The organism is Gemmatimonadota bacterium, assembly GCA_009838845.1.
Taxonomy (GTDB): domain Bacteria; phylum Latescibacterota; class UBA2968; order UBA2968; family UBA2968; genus VXRD01.
On sequence record VXRD01000019.1, the window covers coordinates 1 to 25,495 of the forward strand.

General features: G+C 51.8%; 19 protein-coding genes. All 19 read left to right on the plus strand.

All coding sequences use genetic code 11. The features are described 5' to 3' along the window. Nucleotides 1-48 precede the first annotated feature (48 nt). The 19 genes from F4Y39_02580 to F4Y39_02670 all read left to right on the plus strand — a co-directional run bounded on the left by F4Y39_02580 (nucleotide 49) and on the right by F4Y39_02670 (nucleotide 25,470). Nucleotides 49-1,341 (plus strand): sulfatase-like hydrolase/transferase, encoded by a 1,293-nt coding sequence (locus tag F4Y39_02580; GenBank protein MYC12594.1) that lies wholly within the window; start codon nucleotides 49-51, stop codon nucleotides 1,339-1,341. A 23-nt stretch (nucleotides 1,342-1,364) separates the two neighbouring features. Beyond that, nucleotides 1,365-2,741 carry a sulfatase gene (locus tag F4Y39_02585; protein ID MYC12595.1) on the plus strand — a complete coding sequence of 459 codons (1,377 nt, stop codon included), beginning with the start codon at nucleotides 1,365-1,367 and terminating at the stop codon, nucleotides 2,739-2,741. A 43-nt stretch (nucleotides 2,742-2,784) separates the two neighbouring features. Further along, a complete protein-coding gene (locus F4Y39_02590; GenBank protein MYC12596.1) occupies nucleotides 2,785-3,207 on the plus strand; it encodes a hypothetical protein in 423 nt (140 codons plus the stop codon). 97 nt (nucleotides 3,208-3,304) lie between these two features. Further along, nucleotides 3,305-4,996 (plus strand): DUF262 domain-containing protein, encoded by a 1,692-nt coding sequence (locus tag F4Y39_02595; protein ID MYC12597.1) that lies wholly within the window; start codon nucleotides 3,305-3,307, stop codon nucleotides 4,994-4,996. A gap of 145 nt (nucleotides 4,997-5,141) precedes the next feature. After that, entirely contained in the window at nucleotides 5,142-6,536 is a 1,395-nt protein-coding gene (locus F4Y39_02600) for an AAA family ATPase (protein MYC12598.1), read from the plus strand. Between the two features lie 234 nt (nucleotides 6,537-6,770). Beyond that, complete coding sequence (locus F4Y39_02605) at nucleotides 6,771-7,181, plus strand: cupin domain-containing protein (protein MYC12599.1); 411 nt, start codon at nucleotides 6,771-6,773, stop codon at nucleotides 7,179-7,181. Nucleotides 7,182-7,183: 2 nt separating this feature from the next. Then, nucleotides 7,184-8,638 carry an arylsulfatase gene (locus F4Y39_02610; protein ID MYC12600.1) on the plus strand — a complete coding sequence of 485 codons (1,455 nt, stop codon included), beginning with the start codon at nucleotides 7,184-7,186 and terminating at the stop codon, nucleotides 8,636-8,638. Further along, nucleotides 8,638-9,414, plus strand: coding sequence for a phytanoyl-CoA dioxygenase family protein (locus F4Y39_02615; protein MYC12601.1), 777 nt, complete (start codon nucleotides 8,638-8,640; stop codon nucleotides 9,412-9,414). The genes F4Y39_02610 and F4Y39_02615 overlap by 1 nt, the downstream gene beginning before the upstream one ends. A gap of 19 nt (nucleotides 9,415-9,433) precedes the next feature. Next, nucleotides 9,434-10,099, plus strand: coding sequence for a hypothetical protein (locus tag F4Y39_02620; protein MYC12602.1), 666 nt, complete (start codon nucleotides 9,434-9,436; stop codon nucleotides 10,097-10,099). Between the two features lie 54 nt (nucleotides 10,100-10,153). Further along, on the plus strand, nucleotides 10,154-11,611 hold the full coding sequence (locus F4Y39_02625) for a sulfatase (GenBank protein ID MYC12603.1): 1,458 nt from the start codon (nucleotides 10,154-10,156) through the stop codon (nucleotides 11,609-11,611). Then, nucleotides 11,593-12,930 (plus strand): sulfatase, encoded by a 1,338-nt coding sequence (locus F4Y39_02630; GenBank protein ID MYC12604.1) that lies wholly within the window; start codon nucleotides 11,593-11,595, stop codon nucleotides 12,928-12,930. The genes F4Y39_02625 and F4Y39_02630 overlap by 19 nt, the downstream gene beginning before the upstream one ends. Nucleotides 12,931-12,932: 2 nt before the next feature. Next, nucleotides 12,933-14,321: a sulfatase-like hydrolase/transferase gene (locus tag F4Y39_02635; protein ID MYC12605.1), complete on the plus strand. Its 1,389-nt coding sequence runs from the start codon at nucleotides 12,933-12,935 to the stop codon at nucleotides 14,319-14,321. Between the two features lie 11 nt (nucleotides 14,322-14,332). After that, complete coding sequence (locus F4Y39_02640; protein MYC12606.1) at nucleotides 14,333-15,154, plus strand: sugar phosphate isomerase/epimerase; 822 nt, start codon at nucleotides 14,333-14,335, stop codon at nucleotides 15,152-15,154. Next, the gene (locus F4Y39_02645) at nucleotides 15,151-16,416 is read left to right on the plus strand and encodes an MFS transporter (protein ID MYC12607.1); all 1,266 of its coding nucleotides are present in this window, start codon (nucleotides 15,151-15,153) and stop codon (nucleotides 16,414-16,416) included. The genes F4Y39_02640 and F4Y39_02645 overlap by 4 nt, the downstream gene beginning before the upstream one ends. A 76-nt stretch (nucleotides 16,417-16,492) precedes the next feature. Continuing rightward, nucleotides 16,493-19,495, plus strand: coding sequence for a hypothetical protein (locus F4Y39_02650; GenBank protein ID MYC12608.1), 3,003 nt, complete (start codon nucleotides 16,493-16,495; stop codon nucleotides 19,493-19,495). A gap of 243 nt (nucleotides 19,496-19,738) precedes the next feature. Continuing rightward, complete coding sequence (locus F4Y39_02655) at nucleotides 19,739-20,350, plus strand: ATP-dependent Clp protease proteolytic subunit (GenBank protein ID MYC12609.1); 612 nt, start codon at nucleotides 19,739-19,741, stop codon at nucleotides 20,348-20,350. A gap of 335 nt (nucleotides 20,351-20,685) precedes the next feature. After that, nucleotides 20,686-23,589 (plus strand): AAA family ATPase, encoded by a 2,904-nt coding sequence (locus F4Y39_02660; protein ID MYC12610.1) that lies wholly within the window; start codon nucleotides 20,686-20,688, stop codon nucleotides 23,587-23,589. Between the two features lie 29 nt (nucleotides 23,590-23,618). Next, nucleotides 23,619-24,374, plus strand: a complete 756-nt coding sequence (locus F4Y39_02665; GenBank protein MYC12611.1) for a 3-oxoacyl-ACP reductase FabG — start codon at nucleotides 23,619-23,621, stop codon at nucleotides 24,372-24,374. Nucleotides 24,375-24,474: 100 nt separating this feature from the next. Continuing rightward, nucleotides 24,475-25,470, plus strand: coding sequence for a CoA transferase subunit A (locus F4Y39_02670; GenBank protein MYC12612.1), 996 nt, complete (start codon nucleotides 24,475-24,477; stop codon nucleotides 25,468-25,470). Nucleotides 25,471-25,495: the final 25 nt, after the last annotated feature.

Below are 25,495 nucleotides of genomic sequence, written 5' to 3' on the forward strand. Positions count from 1 at the left end.
TGTGGATAAGAGTCACATCTATTGAAGGTATATTTTAGTTGTCCCGAAATGAATAGAATTATTCCCGGTGAGGAGCGTATGGCGAGACCAAATGTTGTGCTGATTATGGCAGATGATATGGGGTTTGAGTGTTTGAGTTGTTATGGGAGTACGACGTATGAGACGCCGGTGTTGGACGATCTGGCAGCGCGGGGGATTCGCTTTTCGCATTGTTATTCGACGCCGCTGTGTACGCCTTCTCGTGTGGAGATTATGACGGGGCAGTACAATTTTCGGAATTACGACAGGTTCGCCTATTTGAATCCCAAAGAAAAGACGTTTGGCAATTTGTTAAAGGATGCGGGGTATGCTACGTGTGTTGCGGGCAAGTGGCAGTTGAGCAAGGATAATAAGATGCCGGCGCATTTTGGGTTTGACGAGCATTGTTTGTGGAATATGACGCCGCTTCCAGAAGATCCTGCACGCGTTGCAAAGGGGCGATATGCAAATCCGCAAATTGAACGCAATGGGGAATGGTTGCCAGACGATTATATCGAAGATCGGTATGGTCCCGATATTTGTTGTGATTATTTGCTGGATTTTATTGAGCGACATCGGGATGTGCCTTTTTTTGCTTATTATCCAATGATTCTGGTTCACGCGCCTTTTGTTCCCACGCCCGATAGTCCGGAGTGGCGGGATAGAACTCGCAGGGATGAGAGAGATACGCGCTATTTTGCCGATATGGTGGCGTATGCGGATACGCTGGTGGGACGGATTGTGGAGAAGCTCGAGGCGCTCGATTTGCTCGAGAATACACTGGTGATGTTCACGAGTGATAATGGTACGCATCGCACGATTACGTCTCAGCTTGAGGGTGGTGTTGAGATTGTGGGTGGTAAGGGTACGATGCCCGATGCGGGGACACATGTGCCTTTTATTGCTTTTTGGAGGGGTGTGGCGCCAGAGGGTGTGGTATTAGATGATCTGGTGGATTTTAGCGATTTTTTGCCGACGCTGATGGATTTGGCCGATGCGCCCATTCCAGAGGGGATGCCGTGTGACGGGCGCAGTTTTTTGCCTCAGTTGCGGGGCGAACAGGGCGATCCGAGGGATTGGATTTTTTGTCATTACAACCCGCGTTTTGGTTTTGGGCAAGATCACGCGGGACAGTTTGCGCGAGAACATCGGTTTAAAATTTATCACGATGGGCGGTTTTACGATGTGCCGGCAGATCGGCTGGAAGAGCACGATATTGTTTTGGGGCAAGGCGATGCCGATTCTGAAGAGGCGCGCGAACGCTTGCAAAAGGTGTTGGATATGATGCCGGAATTTATTGATGATTATGTTCCGGAGCGGTGATATTTTTTTTAAAGGAGGGTTTAATGTCTGATTCGCGTCCCAATATTCTCTACATTATGTCTGATGATCATACTGTGAATGCCATCAGTTGTTATAACGGATGGCTGAATGAGGTGGTGGATACACCGAATATTGACCGCATCGCTCGTGAGGGGATGCGGTTTGACAATTGTATTTGCAATAATGCGCTGTGTTCGCCGAGCAGGGCGAGTATTATTACGGGGCAATATAGCCATAAAAATGGGGTGTTGCGGTTGAATCAACCGCTGAGTGACGATCACCCCAATTTCGTGCGGCAGTTGCAGGCTTCTGGATATCAAACGGGTATTGCGGGTAAGTGGCATTTGGGGTCTGATCCGGATGGGTTTGATTATTGGGAGGTGTTGCCGGGGCAGGGGGCTTATTTTGATCCGTCGTTTACGCGCAATGGCGAGCCGACGCAGTACGAGGGGTACGCGACGGATATTATTACGGATTTATCGCTCAACTGGTTGAGGGCGCGCGATCCGGATAAGCCTTTTTTGATGCTGTGCCATCACAAAGCACCCCATGGTTTGTGGGAGTACGCGCCCCGTCATGCGGATTTGTTCACGGATGGGGATTTGCCCGAGCCGTCGAATTTGTATAAGCCGTTTGACAAGGTGTCCAGCGCGTTGGAGAATCACCACCGCACGATGCTCTCGCAGGCCGAGCGGATGGATGAGGGCGTCCGGGGAAGAGCGTGGCCTACGGGGCGGTTGGATACGACGGGGATGAATACGACGGAGAAGATTCAGGCGGCTTATCAGAAGTATGTGAAGGATTATTTGCGGTGTATTGTGGCGATTGATGAGGGTGTAGGGCGGTTGCTGGATTATCTGGATGAGGAGGGGTTGACGGAGAATACGATTGTGGTCTATACGTCTGACCAGGGTATGTTTTTGGGCGAGCATTCGTATTTTGATAAGCGGTTGATTCTGGAGGAGTCGCTTCTCATGCCTTATGTGATGCGGTATCCGAGAGCGATTGCACCGGGTTCGGTGAATGAGGATATTGTGGTGAATGTGGATTTTGGTGCGACGTATCTCGATTTTGCAGGGTTGCAACCCGATGCAGAAGTGCAGGGCAGAAGTTTTCGCGCGCTGTGCGAAGGGGATACGCCAGAAGATTGGCGGCAGTCGGCTTTTTATGCGTATTGGGATGGGCCGACCAAGCACTATGGCGTGCGTACGCAAGACTATACGCTCGCAGTACATCGAACCGGCGAGCGCGATTTGTTCGATTTGGAGAAGGATCCCTGGGAGATGACGAGTGTGTACGGCGATCCGGCGTATGCCGATGTGCAGGTAGAGGTAGAAGCAGATCTGGCGCGGTTGATCGCGGAGATCGATATCAGTGCCGAGGAATTGCCGCAGGAATGAAGGAAATGATGTCGGATGAACGGGATATTGTCGTATCAGATGAATGGGATGCGGGACACATGGGGTGCGGCTGGGGTTGCATATTTGCCGGGGCAATTGGACGCGGGATGAGTCAGCGGCGCTTTCCGGGGGGTATGGGTCGCTGATGGATGTGCTGAAGCGGGTGGATGTGGGGACGCTGTTTCTGGAGCTTTGCACCGAGCGGGCTGGTGATGTGGATGTGTTGAAAGCAGTTCCGGAAGATAAGCGCGTGGGTGTTGGTGTGGTGAATCAGAAGCTGGATTCGGTGGAGTTGATGGAAGATATTCAGCGGCGAATTTCAGCGGCGATCAATCTGTTTGGAGAAGCGCGCGTTTTGCTGACACCCGATTGCGGTTTTGCCACGTTCGCCGATAATCCCGTGGCTTCGGCAAATGTGGCGGAGGCAAAGTTGAAAGCTATTGTCGATGCGCGAGATTTGATTTGAGAGTGAAGCGGCGTATGATTTATACCACGATGGGGTAGCCAATGTCCTACCAAGATGCAATAACTATACTACTCTCTCTTTGAAGGAGAAAAATGTAATGCCAGCAACAATAGAAGCTACAGAACTACAATTATTGGACGTTTTCAGTGATAAGTACATCTTTAATATACCACCATATCAGCGTCCATATGCCTGGACGACTGAACAGACAGGCGAATTGCTTGACGACCTCTTGTATGCAATGGGTAGGATTGAACAGATGAATGAGGCTCCTCCCTATTTTTTGGGCAGCATCGTCATCATAAAAAAGGAAAAGGAAAACCCGTTAGCTGAAGTTATTGATGGGCAGCAGCGCTTGACTACACTTACCATATTACTCTGTGTGTTGCGTGAACTCTCAGATGAGAAGATAAAGAGGGATTTAGACGAGTTTATTTGGCAGGAAGGTAGCGAGATCAAAGGCACAAAAGACGTTTTTCGTGTTACTCCTCGAGAGCGCGATAGAGATTTTTTTCAAAAAAATGTGCAGAAGTCCGGTCAGCTTCGGAATTTTGTAAAAAAAGACACTACGAAACGGCCAGATAGTCAGCAGAGGATGTTTGAGAACGCCAGGCATCTATGGCAAGAACTACAGGATCTCGATAGTAAGCAACGTGACAGACTTGCACAGTTCATCAGCCAGCGGTGCTATCTCGTTGTCGTTTCGACATCTGACCAGAGCTCCGCCTACCGCATCTTTGCGGTAATGAATGACAGAGGCCTTGATTTATCTCCGACAGATATTCTGAAAGCGGAGATAATCGGGGCAATGGCTGAAAGCATCCGTCCTAAATATACAGAAGCGTGGGAAGATATTGAGGAGGATATTGGCCGCGATAATTTCAGAGATATCTTTACTCATATACGCATGATTTATATTCAAGACAAGGCCCGTGGAGAGTTAAGTGAGGAGTTTAGAGATGGCGTCATGAGTTGCCTAAAAAACAAAAACTTCATTGACGATGTGCTCACCCCTTTTGCCGACACTTATAAGAAAGTAACGAGAGCGGACTACAAAAGTGAATATGGGGCCAGTGCTGAGGAAATCAAACTTTCCCTTTATCTGAAACACTTGAGAAGACTCGACAACTCCGATTGGGTTCCGCCTGCTATGGCGTTCTTCAATAGCGGTCCAAATAATAATGATGCGTTGAAGTTTGTTCGTCGTTTGGAGCGACTGGCTTACGGAATGTTTATCATGCGGGTGAACATCAACGGGCGTATAAATCGATATGCGCAGGTTCTTCAAGCGATAGATACAGGGAATGACGAAAAACTTTTTGGGGAGGCACTTGAGCTTTCGCCTGAGGAGAAGGGGGAAATACTGAGGGTATTAGACGGCCCAATTTATTCTCTGCCACGAGTACCAAGGCCGCTTCTGCTACGGCTCGACAGCTTATTGGCCGGTGCAGGTGCAAGATATGATTATCCGACAATTTCTATCGAGCATGTACTTCCCCAGAATCCGGCCTTGAATTCGAGATGGGTTATGCAATTTCCCGATGAAGAAGAAAGGGCACAATGGACACACAGACTCGCAAACCTTGTACTGCTATCACGGCGAAAAAACTCACAAGCACAGAACTACGATTTCAAGCGGAAAAAGAACGAATATTTCCAGCAGGGCGATGTTACCCCCTTCGCTTTAACCACAGAAGTGGTAAATGAATTGGAATGGACTTCGCAGGTTTTGGATCAGCGCCAAAAAAGGCTAATTGACCGTTTGAAAAGTGAATGGCACTTGGATTGACATATAATTGAGGCACACTTTCCAAGAAGATAACCATGTCAAATGTTCTCAAGTTTATCACACAAGAAGACCTGCATGTGGATGAATTGCTTCGGGAACCGCCTGAGTGGATCAAGATTAGACGACGCACTGCGGAGATTCGTCTATGACGCTTGAGTATATCACATCTCTAATTGCAACTGGCGAGTCCGAGACGCTGGAGTTTAAGCAGACGACTGGACGCCGTCGCGAGGCTACTCAAACTGTTTGTGCTATGCTCAATCATCGGGGAGGACATGTGCTATTTGGCGTTACGCCGGGAGGAAAAGTGACTGGCCAGGAGGTGAGTGATCGCACGGTTGAGGATGTGAGTAGGGAGATCCAGCAACTCGACCCGCCAGCCTTTCCCGCAATTGAGCGAGTTCCTGTGGAAGGAGGTCGGGAGGTGATTGTGGTGAGCGTTAATCAAGGTCAGATGAAGCCTTACAGCTACAGAGGCATCGCCTACCGCCGGGTTGGAAATACCAATTTGACTATGTCGCGTGATGAGTACAATCAAATGTTGTTCGAACGGATGCACAGCGAACAACGTTGGGAGAATCAGCCTGCCACCGACTGGTCAGTTAATGATCTCGATATAGCTGAGATCCATCGCACGGTTGATGAAGCAATCCGCCGAGGACGCGCCGAGGATCCGGGGACACGCGATCCAGAGGCGTTGTTGCGGGGTCTTGGGCTAATCAAAGGCGGCGTATTATTGCGTGCCGCGGTTGTGCTGTTTGGGGCTACTGAGCGCATTGAGGCCGAAATGCCTCAGTGTCTGCTCCGGGTTGCCCGTTTTCGCGGCATTGATCGCACGGAATTTCTCGATAATCGACAGTTTCGCGGCAATGCTTTCACCTTGCTTACAAGAGCAGAGCGTTTTATGATCGAAAACTTGCCCATAGCGGGACGCATCATTCCAAATATCTTTGAGCGGGTGGATGAGCCGCTCTATCCACCGGTCGCGCTGCGCGAGGCATTGGCGAACGCGCTATGCCATCGGGATTACTCAATTGGCGGTGGCTCAGTGGCCGTGGCGATATACGATGACCGTCTTGAGGTGACTTCGTCTGGTTCGCTGCATTTTGGGTTGACTGCGGAGAAATTGTTTGAGACGCATGAGTCGCTGCCGTGGAATCCCTTGATCGCTGGTGTATTCTACCGACGTGGTATCATTGAGCAATGGGGACGCGGTACGCTCAAGATGGCGGAACTGACAACATCTGCCGGTCTGCCGCAACCCGAGATTGAGGATGTGTCCGGTTGCGTGACGGTGCGCTTTCGCCCCAGCCAATACGTGCCACCCCAGCGCGTGGGACGAGACTTGACCGAGCGACAACAGGCGATTCTCGCTCTGCTGGATCAGGCTGGTCAAGGTCTGGCACTGCGCGAGATATACGCCCAGATGAAGTTGCAGGCCAGCGAGCGGCAGGTGCGGAGAGATTTGAATACTTTGAGAATTCTCGAGCTGGTTGTGCCCAAGGGACATGGTCGCGGCGCACGGTGGAATCGTTTGTAATCCAAGTGTTTGCTAATGAACTGCTATCGTAGTTGTATTCTGTTCCGGTCTTATTCGGTCTTATTTGCAAGTTGATACGATATAAATATTTGTTAATAAAAGATTTGGCTTATTCGGTCTTATTCGGTCTTATTCGGTCTTATTTTCGAATTGATATGTATAATCATTTGTTAATAAAAGATTTGGCTCATTCTGGCTAATTTCAGTCTTATTAAGCGCGAGAAGGAGTGCGCGATGTCAAAATCCGATGTGCTCAGGTTTATCACAAAATCCGATGTGCAGGTGGAGGAATTGCCGTGGGGACCGCATGAGTGGATCAGTCGGGAGGGGTTGACCGAGGCGGATCATTTGTTGCTGGTGCGGGTGACGATGCCGCCGGGCAAGGCGCACGCGTTTCATCGCCATCCGTGTATGGAAGAGATTATTTATGTGATTGCGGGAACGGCGGAACAGTGGGTGGATAGGGGTTCGCGAATTCTGGGTCCGGGAGATGCGGCGCATATTCCGATGGATATGGTGCATGGGACGTATAATGCCGGGGATGAGGATCTGGTTTTTCTGGCGATTTTGTCTCCGGCTAAATTCGATGGTGAAGTGCTGGTCGATGTGTCGGGGGATGAACCGTGGATCAATATGAGAGGTTAGAGATGCCAAATACACGTCCGAATATTGTTTATATCCTCGCCGATGACATGGGCTATGGAGATGTGGGATGTTATAATCCGCATTCGAAGATCCCCACGCCGTATATGGATCGGTTGGCGCGCGAGGGGATGCGGTTTACGGATGCACATTCGCCTTCGGCGGTGTGTACGCCCACGCGATATGGGATTTTGACCGGGCGTTATTGTTGGCGCACAGAATTGGAGAGCCATGTGTTGTTCAATTACGAATTGCCGTTGATTGAACCCGAGCGTATGACGGTGGCTTCTTTGTTGAAGAATTGTGGATATCACACGGGGTGTTTTGGCAAGTGGCATTTGGGTTTGGGTTGGGGGGTGAAGGATGGTGAGGTGTTTGATTTTGATCAGCCCCTGCCGTGGCCGGGTGGATCACCCGATCCTGTGGAGGAAGATAAGATCGATTTTTCAAAGCCGATTGCGGGCGGTCCGATTGAGCTGGGGTTTGACAGGTTTTACGGGACATCGGGTTGTTCGACGGCGCAACCGCCTTATTGTTTTATCGATCAGGATCAGACGGTGGGTATTCCGAGTGTGCAAAAGCCGGTTGAGATGGCGGGTGGTCGGCGCGGTTTGATGGTTCCGGATTGGGACCACAAGGAAGCGGATCCGGCTTTTACGGAGAAGGCTGTGGCGTATATTGAGGAGCGGGCAGGGGATGAAGATACGCCCTTTTTTCTCTATCTGGCGGCTTCTGCGCCGCACGAACCGTGTACGGTCGCGTGTGTGCCGGAGTTTTTGCGCGGTGCGAGTGAGGCGGGTCCCCGGGGAGATATGGTCGCGCTGGTTGACTGGATGGTGGGGCAGGTGATGGATGCTCTGGATCGCTGTGGGTTGGCGGATGATACGCTGGTTATTGTGACGAGTGACAATGGGGCTTTGCCTGGCTGTAATGGTCGCACGTATGGTCACAAGTCCTGCGGTGATTGGCGCGGTTTTAAGGGGTTTATCTGGGAGGGGGGGCACAGAGAGCCGTTTATCGCGCGCTGGCCGGGTGTTGTTGCGCCCAATTCGGTTTGCGATGCGCTGGTCGGGTTGCAGGATTTTATGGCGACTGTGGCGGATATTGTGGGGGAGACGCTTCCAGAGGATGCGGGTGAAGATAGTGCGAGTTTTTTTCCCGCGTTGATGGGTGAGACTGAGCCAGTTCGAGATGATTTGATACACCATTCCTGCATGGGGGTGTTTTCGATTCGGCGAGGGGATTGGAAGTTGATTGTCGATTGTGATAATTCCGGAGATATGGGGCGCGGTGTGGATGGATGTGTGGGCACGGGTCCTGTGCCGGGGGCAAGGGGTCAGCTTTATCATATGGAAGATGATCCGTTTGAGTCGTATAATCAGTTTGGCAGAGAACCGGGTATTGTGCGCGAGTTCAGGGAGATGGTCGAGCGGTATATCGCCGATGGAAGGAGCGTGTGATGGCTTATTTGACGGTTGATGATAAAGAGGCGTTTCGAGAGAAGGGCTATGTGATTAAACGCGATGTGGTGACGCCCGAACAGATGGAAGCTGCGCGAGATGTGATCTGGGATCATTTGCCTGTGGATCGCAATGATCCTTCTACGTGGGTTGGGAAAGAGGGGTCTCAGGGGATGGATGGTCATGCGGCGTTTCACGCGTTGGTTTACGATTCGCCGTTGTACAGTATGGTTGAAGAGTTGGCTGGTAAGGGGCGTTTGGCGCCTTTGCATCCACCAGTTACGTCGGCAAATTTGCGGTTTCCGCAGGGTGGGGAGTGGGAAGAACCCAGGGGTAATCATATGGATGGGCACGGGCTTGGCAGCGGCGTTGTGAATAATTGGACGGTGGGTATTACGCTGTATCTCAATGATGTGAAGCCTCAGGGCGGGGGTACCTGCGTGTGGCCGGGGACGCATAAACACATGGCGGATTATTTTAAGACCCATTCGCGGGTGAGTCTGGGTAAGAAGTTTTACGATTTGCCGATTTACGAGGGCGAACCGCGTTCGACGAGGCCGCTGGAGATTCTCGATTGGGATGAGGAGGATTATGAGGAGATTTCTGGGCCAGCGGGGTCCGCGATGCTCTGGCATAGTCATTTGATTCACAGCGCGAGTATGAATTGTAGCGATGAGATTCGCATGGCGATTATTACGCGTTTTCGGTGGACGAATTGGGATGATCTCAAGTTTGAAGATCCGGATGATATGTGGGCGTATTGGGAGGGGATGTAGAAGTGTAAGGAGGTTTGTTTTGCGTTTGTGTTTTGATCCTGTTATGTGTCCAAAAGCCGTGTTGCCCGCTGCCTTGAAGATTGCGAAGGCAGCGGGTTTTGATGCTATGGTGTTGCATTGTGCGTTTACGGCGAGTTCGCCTTTTCATCCAGATGCGTCGGTGAGGATGATTCGCGATTATTTCGACGATGCGGATGTGGCGTTGATGGGGTTACATGTGCGCGATGATCCAGGTTCTAATTTTCGGCAGGTTGAGTGGGATGTTCATCTGGCGCGTGCGCTTCGCTTGCGGTGTGCGAGTTTTCTCTGTGGTGCGCGTTCCCGCGAGGCGCGCGAGGCTCTGGTGAGCGGTGTGCATGCGTTGCTTGAAAGTATTCCCGATGTGACGCTGAATATCGGGAATGGGGTGGATACGTGTTTGGAAAGTGCGGCGGATTTTGATGTTTTGATGCCCGATTTGCCCGCGCGCGCGCATGTCTGGCTCAATGCGATGGATGTTGATAACGCTGTTGGGATTGTGGATAAGTATGTGGAGCGCATGGGTGTGGTGACGGTTGGGGAGGATGATATGGATGTGGTCCTCGCGCTCAAGGCGAATGGGTATGCTGGTCCTGTGGTGCTCAATGCCGTGGGTGGTTCTGTGGCAGATCTGAGGATACGAGTAGAAGAGGTTTTGAATACATGAGTAGGGGCGACCCTCGTGGTCGCCCGTCACAACAAAATACATGAGGAGTTTTCTATGAATGTTATTCTGATTGTGCTGGATACCTGGCGCCGAGATCACGTGGGGTGTTATGACAATTCTCGAATTCACACGCCGAATATAGATCGTTTTGCCGAGCGGGGCGCGGTTTTTGAGAATGCGTATTTGGCTTCGTATCCCACGCTGCCGTGTCGGCGGGATATTGCGACGGGGCGATACGAGTTTCCGTGGCGGGGATGGGGCGGTATAGAGCCTGATGATGTGACGCTGGGTGGGACGGTGCATGAGGCGGGTAAGGTGTCTTATTTTTTTACGGATGTGTATCACCACTGGACGAGCAATCCGGGCAGTGGGTACTGGCGTCCGTTTTCGGGGTTTGATTTTGTGCGCGGGCAGGAGCGGGACCGGTATGTGACGGATTCGGATATTGTTTTTGAGAATCGGACGCTGGATTATCCGCCGCATAACAGGCCCGAGCAACCGCATTTTCGCAATGCGCAATATATCCGCAAGGAAGAGCGCGATTGGTTTTCGCCGCAGTTGTTTTCGAGGGCGGCGCGGTGGCTTCAGCACAATGCCGATCAGGAGTTCTTTTTGATGATTGATTCTTTTGATCCGCACGAGCCCTGGGATCCGCCACGCCACTATGTGAAGTTGTACGATGATTCTGAAGACGATGTGATGGAGTATCCGGTGGCGCCTTACGATTGGGTGGATGGCAATTTGACGGAGGCGGAGTTGAAGCGGGTGCAGGCGATTTATGCGGGTGAGGTGACGATGGTGGATCGCTGGGTGGGGCATTTTCTCGATCAGGTTGAGAGTATGGGGCTGATGAATAATACGATGATTATTCTCGCGTCGGATCACGGGACGCACAATGGCGATCACGGGCGTACGGGAAAGAACTGGGTGCTCTGGAATGAGATTACGCGGATTCCGATGATTGTCTGGCATCCCGAGTTTGGTCACGGGGCGCGTCCCGTGCAGTTTGTGCAGCCGGTTGATTATTTTCCGACTGTGGTGGAGGCGATGGGGTTGGCGGTGCCCGATGGGGTGAATTTGCACGGGCAGAGTTTGATTCCGTTTCTGCGGGATGAGGATGTGCCCGGGCGCGATGCGATTTTGTACGGTCAGTTTTCGGGGACGTGCAATATTACCGATGGGGAGTATGTGCTGTTGCAGGGGGTGGATGAGTCCAATCCGCCGGTGTATGCTTATTCGAGTATTATTGCGAATCGGAATCAGTTTGATTGGGGTGCCGATGTGCTTCGGAGCAAGCAGACGCCTGCGCGACATCCCGAGAAGCACAAGACGCGGTTGTATCACATGCCTTCGGACCCCGATCAGGAGAATGATCTTGCCGATAGTGATTCAGATGCGCTGGCTCGTATGCAGAGTTTGATGGTTGAGAAATTGCGCGCTATTGATGCGCCGTCAGAGTTGTTGGTACGGTTGGGGCTGCAAAAGGAGGGGTTATGGAACCGAATATTTTGATTATGATTGCAGATGATGCGACGTATCTCGATTTGTCGCTGTACGGGGGGCAGAATGTGGATACGCCGAATATTGATCGATTGGCGCAGGATGGTCTGGTTTTTAATCGGGCGTATTTGCCTATGGCGATGTGCAATCCGTGCCGCACGGCGCTTTATACGGGTTTGTATCCGGCACGCAATGGTTCGTGCTGGAATCATTCTGCCGCGCGTCCGGGAACGAGGAGTCTTCCGCATTTTCTGGGGGATCTGGGGTATCGCGTGGGGCTGTGTGGCAAGAAGCATGTGGGTCCCAATAAGAGTTTTCCTTTTGAATATGTGCCGGGTATTGAGGGGGGATGCACGCATCCCGATCCCGAGTTTGGCGTTGCGGGGATTCGCGCGTTTGTGGAGCAAGATCGGGATGCGCCTTTTTGTCTTGTGACCGGGCTTTTTGAGCCGCATGCGCCGTGGACGCTGGGCAATCCCGAGCATTTTGATCTGGATGCGTTGCAGTTGCCTCCGTATCTGGCAGATACAGAGGAGACGCGGGGTGATTATGCCAAGTATTTGGCGGAGATCGAGGTGCTGGATCAGGAGGTGGGTGAGATTCTGGCGGTGCTGGATGAGTCCGGGAAGGCGGATAATACGCTGGTGATTTTTACGTCTGAGCAGGGGTCGCAGTTTCCCGGGTGCAAGTGGACGAATTGGAATACGGGTGTTCATACGGGTTTTATTGTGCGCTGGCCCGGCGTGGTGAAGCCGGGATATACCGATGCGGTTATTCAGTATGAGGATGTCGCGCCTACGCTGATTGAGGCTGCGGGTGGTGATTCAGGTGCGATTGATTTTGATGGGTCGAGTTTTATGTCTGTGCTGTTGGGGGAGGCAGATGCGCATCGGGCGTTCGCGTATTTTATGCATAATAATATTCCCGAGGGTCCGCCCTATCCGATCCGCGCGGTGACGGATGGTACGTATCACTATATTCGCAATCTGACGCCCGAGGCGATCTATATTGAGAAGCATCTGATGGGGCAGTTTCGATGGCACCAGTACTGGCCGACGTGGGTTTTTGATACGACGTTTAATGAGCATACGCGGTTTTTGGTGGATCGGTACATGCGCCGCCCCCCCGAGCAGTTGTATCGCATGGATGAGGATCCCTGTGAGTTGAATAATCTGGCCGATGATTCCGCACACGTAGAGGCGCAAAAACGCCTGTCTGCCGAGCTCGATTGCTGGATGAAACAACAGGGCGACCCCGGTGCCGAGATTGACACAGAAGACCAATGGCAAGCGGCTAAAGAAGGTAGGCATTTTGAAATTCAGGAGAGATAACAATGTCTCGTCAACCAAATATTGTAGTTATTATTACAGATCAGCAGCGCACGGATACAATGGCGTGTTATGGCAATGAGTGGATTCAGTCGCCGCATCACGACGCGCTGGCTGCGCGGAGTTTTGTTTTTGAGAATGCCTATGTGACGCAGGCGGTTTGTACGCCGGCGCGGGGGTCGCTGATTACCGGGCTTTATCCGCATTCGCATGGGTGTGTGGTCAATGGGATTCCGCTGAGGGAGGAGACGTTGTCCATTGCGGAGATGATGCCCGATACGTACCGCAAGGGGTATGTGGGCAAGTGGCATTTGGGAGATGATGGCAACTGTCAGCACGGGTTTGACGAGTGGTGCAGTATTGCGGATGGGTGTGGGTATCACCAGTGGTTGCTGGATCAGGGCTTTGTGCCGGATGTGCCCAACAGGTTTACGCCCCAACAACGCGCGGAGATGCCGGCTTCCGCGCAGATTGGGGCTTATGTGGGCGCGGAGTCCGAGCGGTTTATTCGCGAGAATACGGAGCGGCCATGGCTGCTCGTTGCCAGTACGTTTGAGCCGCATCCGCCTTATCGGGGACCCTATGACGGGTTGTACGATCCGGAGGAGATTCCGGTGGGACCGACGTTTTTGAAGCATCCGGAAGGGCATTCGCTGTTTAATCGCGTGCGTTCGGATTTTTATCGCAATACCACGGATGCGCGGGTTGTGGCAGAAGATATGACGCGGGATGAGAATTGGCGGAAGTTGCGGGCGCAGTATTTGGGCAATGTGAAGATTGTGGATGATGCCATTGGGAAGATGGTGCAGGCACTGGATGAGACGGGTCAGATGGAGAATACGATTTTTGTGTTTACGAGCGATCACGGCGAGATGGCGGGCGATCACCGCATGTGGGAGAAGCGGGCGTTTTACGAGGAGTCGGCGCGGGTTCCGTTTTTGATGCATGTGCCGTGGTTGAGTGCGGAACAGACGCGGGTGGATGGGGTGTTTGGTCACGCGGATCTGGTTCCGACGCTTTTGGATCTGGCGAGTCTGCCGATTCCAGATCAGTGTCAGGGTGAGAGTGTGGCGGGTGCTTTGACGGGTGATCGCGATTTGAGGGAACACATGGCGTTTATGGAGTGGAATGGGATTGGCGACCGCAATTTGGGGAATCCGGATATCAATTTGGTGGCGACGCTGCCGTGGCGCTGTGTTGTGACGGGCGACCGGTGGAAGTTGAATTTGTGTGCGGGCGATCAGTGCGAGTTGTTCGATTTGAATACCGATCCTTTTGAGGAGAATAATTTGTTCGATGCGCCCGAGCACCGGGATCGCGTTCGCAATATGGCGGCGGCGATTCGCTTGTGGCAGCACGAGACGGGCGATACGGCACCTTTGCCGAGTATTTGAGGAGAATAAAAATGGGTTTTTCGTATTGTTTGAATACCAGCACGATTCGCAATGAGGGTGTTTCGGTGGTCGATGCCATCGATATTGCGGCGGATGCGGGTTATGAGGGGATTGAGCCGTGGGTGGCAGAAATTGATGCGTGGGTTGCAGGGGGTGGTTCGCTGTTTGAGATACGCGATAAGGCAGCGGATAGGGGGATTCAGATTGTCAATTTGATCGCGTTTTTTGAGTGGTCAGTGCCAGAGGATGAGGAGCGGGCAAAGGGGCTTGAAGAGGCGCATCGCTGTTTTGAGATGGCCGATGCGCTCAATTGCACGTATGTCGCGGCACCGCCTTTTGGGATTCGAGACCGGGATGTGGATTTGTTTTCTGTGGCGCGTCGCTACGGTGAGTTGGTGGATGAGGTTGCCGGGTTTCAGGCGAGACCCCTGCTGGAGTTTTGGGGTATTGCGCAGACTTTGGGTACTTTGGGCGAGGCTTTGCTGGTGGCGGCTGAATGCGGGCGGCCCGATACGGTGCTGCTGGCGGATGTTTATCATATGTATAAAGGGAGTGGACATTTTCACGGGCTGGAACATCTGGGTCCGGGCAAGTTGGGGTTGGTGCATGTGAATGATTATCCAGCGTCGCCCGGCAGGGATACCATAACAGATGCGGATCGGGTTTATCCGGGGGATGGTTTGGCGCCCTGGGCAGAGATTGTGGCGGGGTTTGAGAATGTGGGGTATGAGGGGATGTTGTCTCTGGAGTTGTTTAATCCGGGTTATTGGGAGAAGGGGTCTGTTGTGGTTGCTGAAGAGGGTCTGGCAAAGCTCAAGGCGTGTGTGGAATGAGTTCGAAAAATATTTTTGGCAATGCGCTGCCCGCGCGTGTGCCGTTTTATTACGGTTGGGTGGTTCTGATTTTTGCGGCGGTTGCGATGGTGGCGACGCTACCGGGCAGAAGTGTTGGTATTGGTTTGATTACGGAGCCTTTGATCGCGGATCTGGGTATTTCCCGGCTCGATTTTGCCAGGATGAATTTCTGGGCGACGATTTTTGGGGCGCTTTTCAATTTGATCTGTGGTGTAAGTATTGATCGCTTTGGGGTTCGCGCTGTTGTGACGTCGGTGTTATTTGTTCTGAGTCTGGTGGTTTTGGGTTTTAGCCAGATGACAGGTGCTGGTTTTTTGCTTTTGTTGCTGGTTTTGATGCGGGGTGTGGGGCAGAGCGCGCTGTCTGTGGTTAGTTTGACGATGGTTGGCAAGTGGTTTGTGCGGCGGTTGAGTGTTGCGATGGGTATTTTTGCCGTGCTTATGAGTCTGGGTTTTGCGGTTGCTATTGTTGTTGCTGGCGATGTTGTGCTCAAGCAGGGTTGGCGGGTTATGTGGTCGGGGCTGGGGTGGATTTTGATGGTTCTATCTGGTTTGTGTCTGCTATTTGTTCGTCGAGATCCGGAGGCGGTTGGGCTGGATACCGAGGTTGTAAAAGATGATGAGTCGGATGAGCCGGTGGTTGGTTTTACGCTCGTACAGGCATTGATGACACCGGCTTTTTATGTTTTTGCTATTGGGAGTGCGCTCTACAATCTGGTTATTGCGGGGGTGATGCTGTTCAATCAGTCTATATTGGGGGAGTTGGGGTTTGATGAGACGGTGTTTCAATATGCGATGGCGGTGTTTATGGCGACGGGGTTATTGGGGAATTTTACAGCGGGTTGGGCGGCGCGCCGATGGTCTTTGGGCAGGCTGATGACGATTGCGATGCTGGCGGTTGGCGTTTATTTGCTCGCGTTTCCGGAGCTTAAAACGCCGGGGCAAGCTCTGGTACATGCGGGGTTGTTGGGGTTTTCAGGCGGTGTGGTTTCGGTGATTTTTTTTACGGCGTGGGCAGATATTTTTGGCCGTCTTCATCTGGGTAAGATTCAGGGCGCGGCACAGGTGTTTGCGGTTTTGGCTTCTGCAACAGGTCCGTGGTTTATTGAATCTGTTTTTAGTTCTGCGGGGTCTTATGCACCCGCGTTTTACGCGCTGGCGCCAGCGGTGTTGCTGGTGGCTATTTTTGCCTGGTTTGTGAATATTCCCAGGCCAGAAGATGCGCCGGTATTAGGCCAGTAATTCAGAAGATTTTGGTTGTCATCGCGGCAGGGTTTTAGCCGCGATCCAGTCTCAAATAGTTTTTAGAGGGGTGTGTATGAAGTGGATCTTTATTTTTGTAGTTGGCCTGGCGAGTGCGGCGATGGCGCAGGATATGCCCTGGCGCTATGATTTTGAGGAGAGGTCTGGATCCTATCGGGCAGATGCGGGTAGCGAGGTGTCGCTTTCAGCGAGGCGTTATAAAGGGGGACAGCACTCCTTGAAGTGGTCATGGCAGAATAACGGGCGGCTTTTGTTCACGGATCCCGCGCCGGGACGCAATAAGGCACTGACCGGGTTTCGGGCGTGGGTGTATAACGAGGTGGCGCTCGATGAGGTGCTGACGTTTCGGTTTGGGACAGAGTCTGAATTGGCTGCAAATAATCCGCGCTATCAGTTTGAGTTTGGCTTGAATTTTACGGGCTGGCGGGCGATGTGGATCCATTTGCGGGATGATGCGCGGAACAGATCTTATGAGGGGTCGCGAAGTGGACGGGCGACGGCGTTTGAAATCAGGGCACCGAATAGCGGGGCTGTTTATCTGGATCTGGTGGAGTTGGTGGAGAGGATTCACCCCAGGCGGTCTCCAGATGCACAGGTTCCTTATGTCAATGCAGATAGAGCAGATAGGAGCCGCGAATATCGGTGGAGTCTGAATACATTGCCGGGTCCGCTTCCTACAGAGATAACTGATGATGAGAGACAGGCGTTTGAGACGATTGCGGCGCGATATGAGGCATGGGTTCTGGGTGATGGGGTGAAGGATGATGAGCGGGAGCCTGTGAGGATTCGGCTCAATGAACTTACAGCCTATATAAGGCGTGGGTATCGCAGTCTGGCGGATTACGAGATTCGACGCGAGGGTGATCGCATTCTGGGTAAACCCCTGTTTGCCGAGTTGTCGCCCTATGAACCCCTTTTTCAGAGTGTTTTTCAGGGTGTTTTGTTGCGTCTGGTGCTGGATTATCGGTTGAATGGCAATGAGGAGGCCAGAGATCGGACACTGGATGTGTTCGATTATTTGCACGATCAGGGTTGGGCAGATGGCAGTGGTGTTGGGGCGATGCATCACGAGTTTTTACGGGTTGCTGGCTATGCCCACGCGGTGTATTTGATGCGGGATGTTTTGCAGAGCAAAGGATTATTGGCGCGAGAGTTGGCGACGCTGAGATGGTTCAGTATGTTTGGCGAGTTGTATGAGGATCCGCAAGTGCTGGGCGCGAATGCGGATTTTATACGTTCGGTGGCGATGTATCGGCTGTTGTGCATTTTGATGATGGACGATTCGCCTGAGAAGGTGGCGAATATGCGTCGCTATATTGTATGGCTCAATAATGCACTATCTATTGCGCCTGGGTGGCTGGATACGATTAAGCCGGATTTTGTGGGTTTTCACCATCGAGGTATTTACGCGAGTGGGTATGCGCCAAATGCTTTTCACGTGGCTTCTGTGCTGGTGTATTTGTTGCACGATACGCCTTTTGCGGTTGCGGAGGAGAAGCGCGATAATTTGAAGCAGGCGCTGTTGACGTCCAGGATTATGGCGAATACGTACGATATTTCAATGGCTGTTAATGGTCGTTTTCCGCGGAATACAGCGGTGGCTACCAAACTTTTGCCAGCGTATATGTATGTGGCTTTGAGCTATTCTCCGGTGGATGCGGAATTATCGGGCGCGTTTATGCAGCTTTGGAAGCCGAAGTCGCAGTTGCTGATAGAAGATTTGTTTGAGCGGGTGGCTGTGCGGCTGATGTATTTACACACGCCGGGTGCGATGCAGATGATGGCGGATTTTGCAGAGGCGGGGTACGTACCTGCCGCTCCGCCGTCTGGGCACTGGACTCTGCCTTATGGCGCGCTGTCCATTCATCGGCGTGGGGACTGGATGGTGAGTATGAAGGGGTGGGGCAAGTACGTGTGGGATTACGAGTCGTCGGGGAGAAATAATCCGCTCGGTCGTTATTTGAGCTATGGTTCGATGCTGGTTTACGCGAATGGCGATCCTGTTGGCCGGGAGGCGAGTGGGATTGTTCGGGATGGGTGGGATTGGAGTATGTGGCCGGGTACGACGGTGATTCGCTTGAGTCATGAGCAGATCAAACACGAGGGGCGTGATCGCAATTTTTCGGATGAGACTTTTGTGGGTGGGGTGAATTTGGAGGGACAAAATGGTGTGTTCGCGTTGAAGTTGCACGATACGAGATTCAATACGAGTTTTCGGGCGGTTAAGACGGTGTTTTGTTTTGACGATTTATTGGTCTGCCTGGGGTCTGGTATTGAGAATGATGATGGCGGGCATGCGACTGTGACGCCGCTGTTTCAGGCGGCTATTTCTGAGGATCGTCCTACGGGGGTGAATGGAGCAAGTGTGGGTGCGATTCCTTATGCGTTTTCGGGGATGGCGGGGCAGACGACATGGCTGATGGATTCACGGGGCAATGGGTATGTGGTTCCAGATGGAGGCGAGTTGCGGGTGCAGCGTCAGGTGCAGATTTCTAAAAATTATGGCAGAGATAGCGGTGGTACAGGAACTTTTGAATTGGCGTATCTGGATCACGGTTCTATGCCTCAGGGTGCGTCCTATCACTATGCCGTGCTGGTTCAGAGGTCGCCGGATAAAGTAAGCGCGTTTGCGAATGCGCCTGAGTACGATGTGTGGCAGCGAGATCACGAGGCACATATTGTACATCACCGGGGGATGAAGGCGACGGGTTACGCGCTGTTCGATATTGCGACAAGGCCAGCGAATGGTCCGGTTGAGGCTGTTTCTTTGCCGAGTTTGGTGATGACCCGAGAAGTGGGTGATGGGTTATTGCTTTCGGTGGCTGATCCAGATTTTGGGTGGAGCTGGAAGATCCAGACGCCGCACCGTCAGGATGGTTCGTTGATTGTCAATCAGCCGAGTATGCCGCGGAAGGTAGAGGTGACAGTGCGCGGAAAATGGCGTTTGGATGGTGCGTATGATCTGGCGGACGCAATGGTTCAGTCGGATCAGACGGTTGTGTCGTTTATGTGTCAGGACGGCAAGAGCGTAGAGGTGAAGTTGGTGAGGGCAGATTAGGCGTTTGGAGATAAAAAATTAACCGCAAGGCTCTTGACTCAAATGGGGATATGGGATAAATTGGATCGTTCAATAAAACAAGCTATCAGCAAAAAAGCAGTGATGTTGTCTTGGGGTTGATGGACGAGGGATAAAAGCTGAAAGCTGATTGCTACCTGTTAGCCTTTTACTCTGTGTTTATCCGTGTTTATCTGTGGTTGCTTTTGACTCTTTTGTCGTTGTTTCTATTTTTTGGAGGACTGGATGATTTTTGAGGACGATGTGATCCTCGAGGATGAGGATAAAGAGGAAGACGGCGCGTCGAAGAACGGTATTTTGAACAAGGGACTGATAGATGCGCGTACGATTTTGATTTCCGATCCCGTGGATCACAAATTGACGGCTAAGGTGACGGCGCAGTTGCTGTTTTTGGATCATCAAGATTCGGAAGAGCCGATTAAAATTTTTATTAATTCGCCCGGCGGTAGCGTGTACGATGGGTTTGCGATTTACGATATGATCCGATTTATCCGCCCCAGGGTAAAGATTATCAGTGCGGGTCTGTCAGCCAGTGCAGCGACGGTAATTATGATGGCGGCAGATAAGGCAGATCGGCTGGCTTTGCCAAATTCGCGCCTTATGATTCATCAGCCTTCGATGCGGTTTCAAGGGGTGGCAGAAGATGTGCGGCGTACGGCTGAGGAGGTCGTGAAGATTAAGAAGAAGATTAACGAGATGTATGCCGATGAGACCGGTCAGCCACTTGAAAAGATTGAGGAAGATACGGATCGAGATTATTGGATGAGTCCCGATGAGGCTGTGGAATACGGGTTGATCAGCCGGGTTGTGAATGGGTTTGATGAGATAGATGAATGAAGTCAATTAAAAATTAGGAATTGATATGCACAGCGCGTAAGTCCGTCTCGCAGCGGACATTCTTATGGTATCCTAACTGTGCAGGCGACAGCATGGCGTATTACTATAGAAGCGATTTGCGCTGTGCCAGCCCCTCGGCGTCTGAGAGCGGCATTTTTTGCCTACTTTTTGTTGCTGGTGACAAAAAGTCGGTCGCCGAAGGCATGAAAAGCAATATATAGAAAAAAGCTATATACTTCGCTGTATCACAACAGTAGGAATTATGCACACTGCATCTATTTTTAAAAAGTCTCCTGAATTAGGAGACTTTTTCTTTTGTTTTGACTGAGATACTGATGAATACACTTAAAAACAAAAGTATTACTCCGCACTGGATGATGCGTCTTTTGGGCACGCGGAAGGCGACTATTTTAATTTCATCTGATGGTCTGATTTTGGAAAGAGCCGGTAAACGCTTTGCCGTATGCTCTGAAAATTTGACGCGAGAAGATGTATTACTTCGGGGGAGGCTGTTTTTTGAGCTGGTGTTGCCGACGGATCGCGGTGTGCAGCAGCTGAAGGGTTTGCGCAAGGCAGAGGTGGAGGGATTTTTCGACTGGTTGCAGGATTATTGGTATTGGTTGGCGGAGTCTCAAAAGTTCGCGTCAGAGGTGCGGCGGTGTGCCGCGGAGATTGATAGATTGCTGGATATGGGTTATTTGCGCAGTTCACGCTGGTTGAAGATAAAAGCGATGGCACGGGAAATGCTCGATCAGTTTCGCATGGTGCCGGCGGTGGGGTATTTGGATCGCGACCGCCATGCTGATTTCACGCTGGTGCAGGAGGTGGCACACTGGGGTGATCAAGAGGTGGAAGATTTTCGCGCGCAATATGTCAGTCGCCTCAAGGACCAGTTTTCGACCTTTTTTGATGGGGTGGAGAGCAATCCGCTGAGTGAGAACCAGCGCGATGCCTGTGTGATAGATGAGGACAATAATCTGGTGCTGGCTGGTGCGGGTACTGGCAAGACGAGTGCGATGGTGGGGCGCGCGGGTTTTTTGGTTGAGAGCGGGCAGGCACAGCCCGATGAGATTCTCATGCTGGCTTTTGCGAATAAGGCGGCACGAGAGATGCAGGAGCGGCTGGATGAGCGCGTGGACAAAAAAGGCGTTGTTGCGAGTACGTTTCACAAACTGGGCAAGGATATTATTGCTTCGGTCGAAAAAGCGCAGCCTTCGATTTCGCCTCTGGCAACAGATGGCGCGTTGCTGGAGAAGCATGTGGATCAGTGGTTTGAGAAGTTGCTTGAGATCTCGACCTATAGACAATGGGTTCTGGATTATCTGGGTTATTACAGGTATCAAGAGGTCAATCCCTTTGATTTTAAAACTCAGGGGGAGTACTTTGAATATATTTTTGCCAATGAGATTCGCACCTTAAAGGGGGAGATGGTAAAGGGTCTGGGCGAGTTGTGGATCGCCAATCATCTGTTTATGCTGGGTGTTGCGTATGAATACGAGGCGGATTATGAGCATGAGACGAGGGGACAGGATTATCGGCAATACCAACCCGATTTTTATCTTCCGGATTGCGGTATTTATCTGGAGCACTGGGGGATAGACCGCGATGGCAATACCGCACCCTTTGTGGGGAAGAAGAAGTATCACGCGGGGATGGATTGGAAGCGCAGAGTTCACGAGAAGTACGGGACGCGCTTGATTGAGACGTTTCACTACGAATATTCCGAAGGTTGCTTGCTGACGGGTTTGGGTAAAAAATTAACAGAGGCTGGGGTGCAATTTAATCCGCGTTCGCCAGATGAGATGCTGGATACGCTGAGGGAGTTTGGAGAGATTCGCGATTTGACACCGTTGCTCGCGGATTTGTTGAGGCGGTATAAGAGCCATTTGCCTCGTCCAGATCAACCGTGGAAGGAGATTGTCCAGGGTGGTCATTTGAGTTTGGTTCAGCAGCAGGCTTTGAAAATTGTGGTGCCGATTTATGAGAAGTATGAAGCGTTTTTGAAAGAAAATCGGCATATCGATTTTGACGATATGATTGGCAGGGCAATCGCGTATGTGAAATGTGGTCGTTTTGTTTCGCCCTGGCGATATATTCTGGTGGATGAGTTTCAGGATATATCCGAGCCGCGTGCGCGGTTGGTTAAGACTTTGAGAGAATCTGTTGATGTGTGTTCTCTGTTTTGCGTGGGGGATGATTGGCAGTCGATTTATCGCTTTACTGGTAGCGATATTCGGTTTACTACGGATTTTGAAGAGAGATTTGGGGCTACTAAAATTACGGTTCTGGATAAGACTTTTCGGTTCAATAATAGTATTTGCGATGTTGCATCCCTGTTTGTGACTGAGAATCCGGCGCAGGTTAAAAAGTCGTTGACTACACATGCGATGGTCAATCATTCCGCGGTTTCACTGTTGCGCGAGAAGAAGCGTCGCGGTTCAGAGGCGGATCTTGACGATCGGCTGAATCGTGTGCTGGCGCATGTCGCCGCGCGGGCGGAAGAGGGTAGTTCGGTTTATTTGTTGGGCAGGTTTCGTTTTAACTTGCCCAATGACACGCAGATGATGATGTTGAGGAAGCGGTTCCCCTCTTTGTCTATTGCGTGTAATACCGTTCACGGTGCGAAGGGTTTGGAGGCGGATTATGTGGTGGTGCTGGGGCTTGAACGCGGTCAGTACGGTTTTCCTTCGCAGAAGACGTCTCATTCTTTGCTCGAGGCGCTGTTGCCCGCGTTAGATCCCTTTCCATATTCGGAGGAGCGCCGTTTGTTTTATGTCGCGCTGACGCGCGCCAAACAGCGCGTGTATTTGATTGGGGATATGACGAATGCGTCTGAGTTTTTGGTCGAGTTGTTGAAGAATAAATATCCGCTGGCGCTGGACGATTTTGAGACCAGTTTGGAACAAGCGTCTTTTGAGCGTATTCGCTGTGTGAAGTGCAAGACGGGTACGCTTGTTGCCGTGCAGGGAAAGTCGTTTTACGGTTGTAGTAATTATCCGTTGTGCAATCATACTGAGAGCGGATGTCAAACGTGTGGCAATCCGATGCAGCGCGTTGGGCGATTTAAAATATGTCTGGATCCTGATTGTGATTCGTGGATGCCTGTTTGTCCAAGATGTGGCGCGGATATGGTTCAGCGCAAGGGGCGCTATGGGGCTTTCTGGGGGTGTAGGAATTTTCGCGGGGATGATGATATTTCTTGCCGGCATACGGAGAATAATATTTCTTTTTCTTCGTGAAAGGAGCGGGCGTGATGGTTTTGCCCAGTATGCGATTGGATGATAAGGTGGTGCTGGTGACGGGCGCGGGTTCGGGCATTGGGCGGGCGATTGCGCTGGCGGTGGCTGAGGTGGGTGCGGATGTGGCGGTGTGTGAGGTGCCACAGAAGGTTGATGCGCTGGATGTGGTGTGCAAAGCGGTTGGAGATTTGGGGCAACGGGCATTGCCATTGGCGTTGCAATTGCCGGATCAGGAGAGTATTGATGCGGCGGTGAGCCGGGTTATCGATACGTATGGCAGGGTTGATATTTTGGTGAATAATGCGGGTGTGAATATTCCCAGGGACGCGCTCGAGGTGACAGAGGCAGATTGGGATGGGGTGCTGGATGTGAATTTGAAGGGGTTGTTTTTTATGTCGCAGCGCGTGGCGCGGTCGATGGTTGAGACGGGTGGTGGCAAAATTGTCAATATTGCGTCGCAAAATGGGGTGGTGGGTTATTACAAGCGCGCGGCTTATTGTTCGAGTAAGGCCGGTGTGATAAATCTGACGCGGGTGTTGGCTGTGGAGTGGGCATCCCATCAGATTACGGTGAATGCCGTGGGTCCGACGTTTATTTTGACGCCGTTGACACAATCGACGTTTGACAATGAGGCGTTGCGCGAGGATTTGCTTTCTCGCATTCCTCTTGGGCGCGTGGGAAAGCCCGAAGATGTGGTGGGTGCGGTGGTGTTTTTGGCCAGTCCGGCTGCGGATCTTATTACGGGGCATACGCTGCTGGTGGATGGCGGCTGGACAGCGCTGTGAGGTGTGAAGTGAAAAGTGTGAAGGACCATACCTGTCATCGCGGCATGGTGTTGAGCCGCGATCCAGGAGGTTTTTAGTTGATGGTTAAAGGCGAATTGCTATGAAGAGTTCTAAAAATACAGGCCGGGGACCGCTGTTTACAGATCCCGATCCAGATGTTGCACGGGCGTTTTTTCGAGAGAAGAAGGGCGCGTTGACAGATAAGCTGATGTCTGTGTCTGATGCTGTTGCCGAGTTTGTGCACGATGGTGACTATTTGGCTTCTGGCGGGTTTGGTGGGAACAGGATTGCGACGGCTCTTTTGCACGAGGTTGTGCGGCAGGAGCGAACAAATCTGGGGTTTGCCGGTCATACGACGACGCACGATTTTCAGATTTTGGCAGCGGGTACGCGTACGGGGAAGCAGATTTTTTCGCGTTTGGATGCGGCATATATTTTGGGGTTGGAAGCGCGCGGTTTGTCGGCGCAGGCGCGGCGGTTGATGGAGAGCGGAGAGGTTGAGGTGTGTGAGTGGACAAATTACGCGCTGGCATGTCGGTTTCGAGCGGCGGCGACGGGTGTGCCTTTTGTGCCTGTTCGCAGTATGCTGGGGACCGATACGTTTAGAGAGAGTGCAGCTAAGGAGATCGCGTGTCCTTTTACGGGCAAACCGCTGACGGTTGTGCCGGCTCTGTTTCCCGATGTGGCGCTTATCCATGTGCACGAGAGTGATTTGTTCGGGAATTGTCGCATTCGGGGGATTACGGTGGCTGATTGGGATTTGTCGCGTGCATCCAAACATGTGATTGTGAGTGCGGAGCGCATTGTGAGTACAGATGAGATTCGCAGCGATCCAAATGCGACCGCGATTCCTGCTTTTTGTGTTGATGCGGTGTGTCATGTGCCTTATGGATCGTTTCCCGGCAATATGGCTGGGGAGTATTTCTCGGATGAAGAGCATCTCAAAGCGTGGTTGGACGCAGAGCGAGATGTGGAGGCATATCGCGCGTTTCTGGATAAGTATTTGTATGGTGTCGATTGTTTTGAGGACTATCTGGAGATTTGCGGTGGGGAAGAGCGGCTGGCGGAGTTGCGGCGGTTGGAGAATAGTGGTTAGCAGGCTGTAATACTGAGAGGGGAGG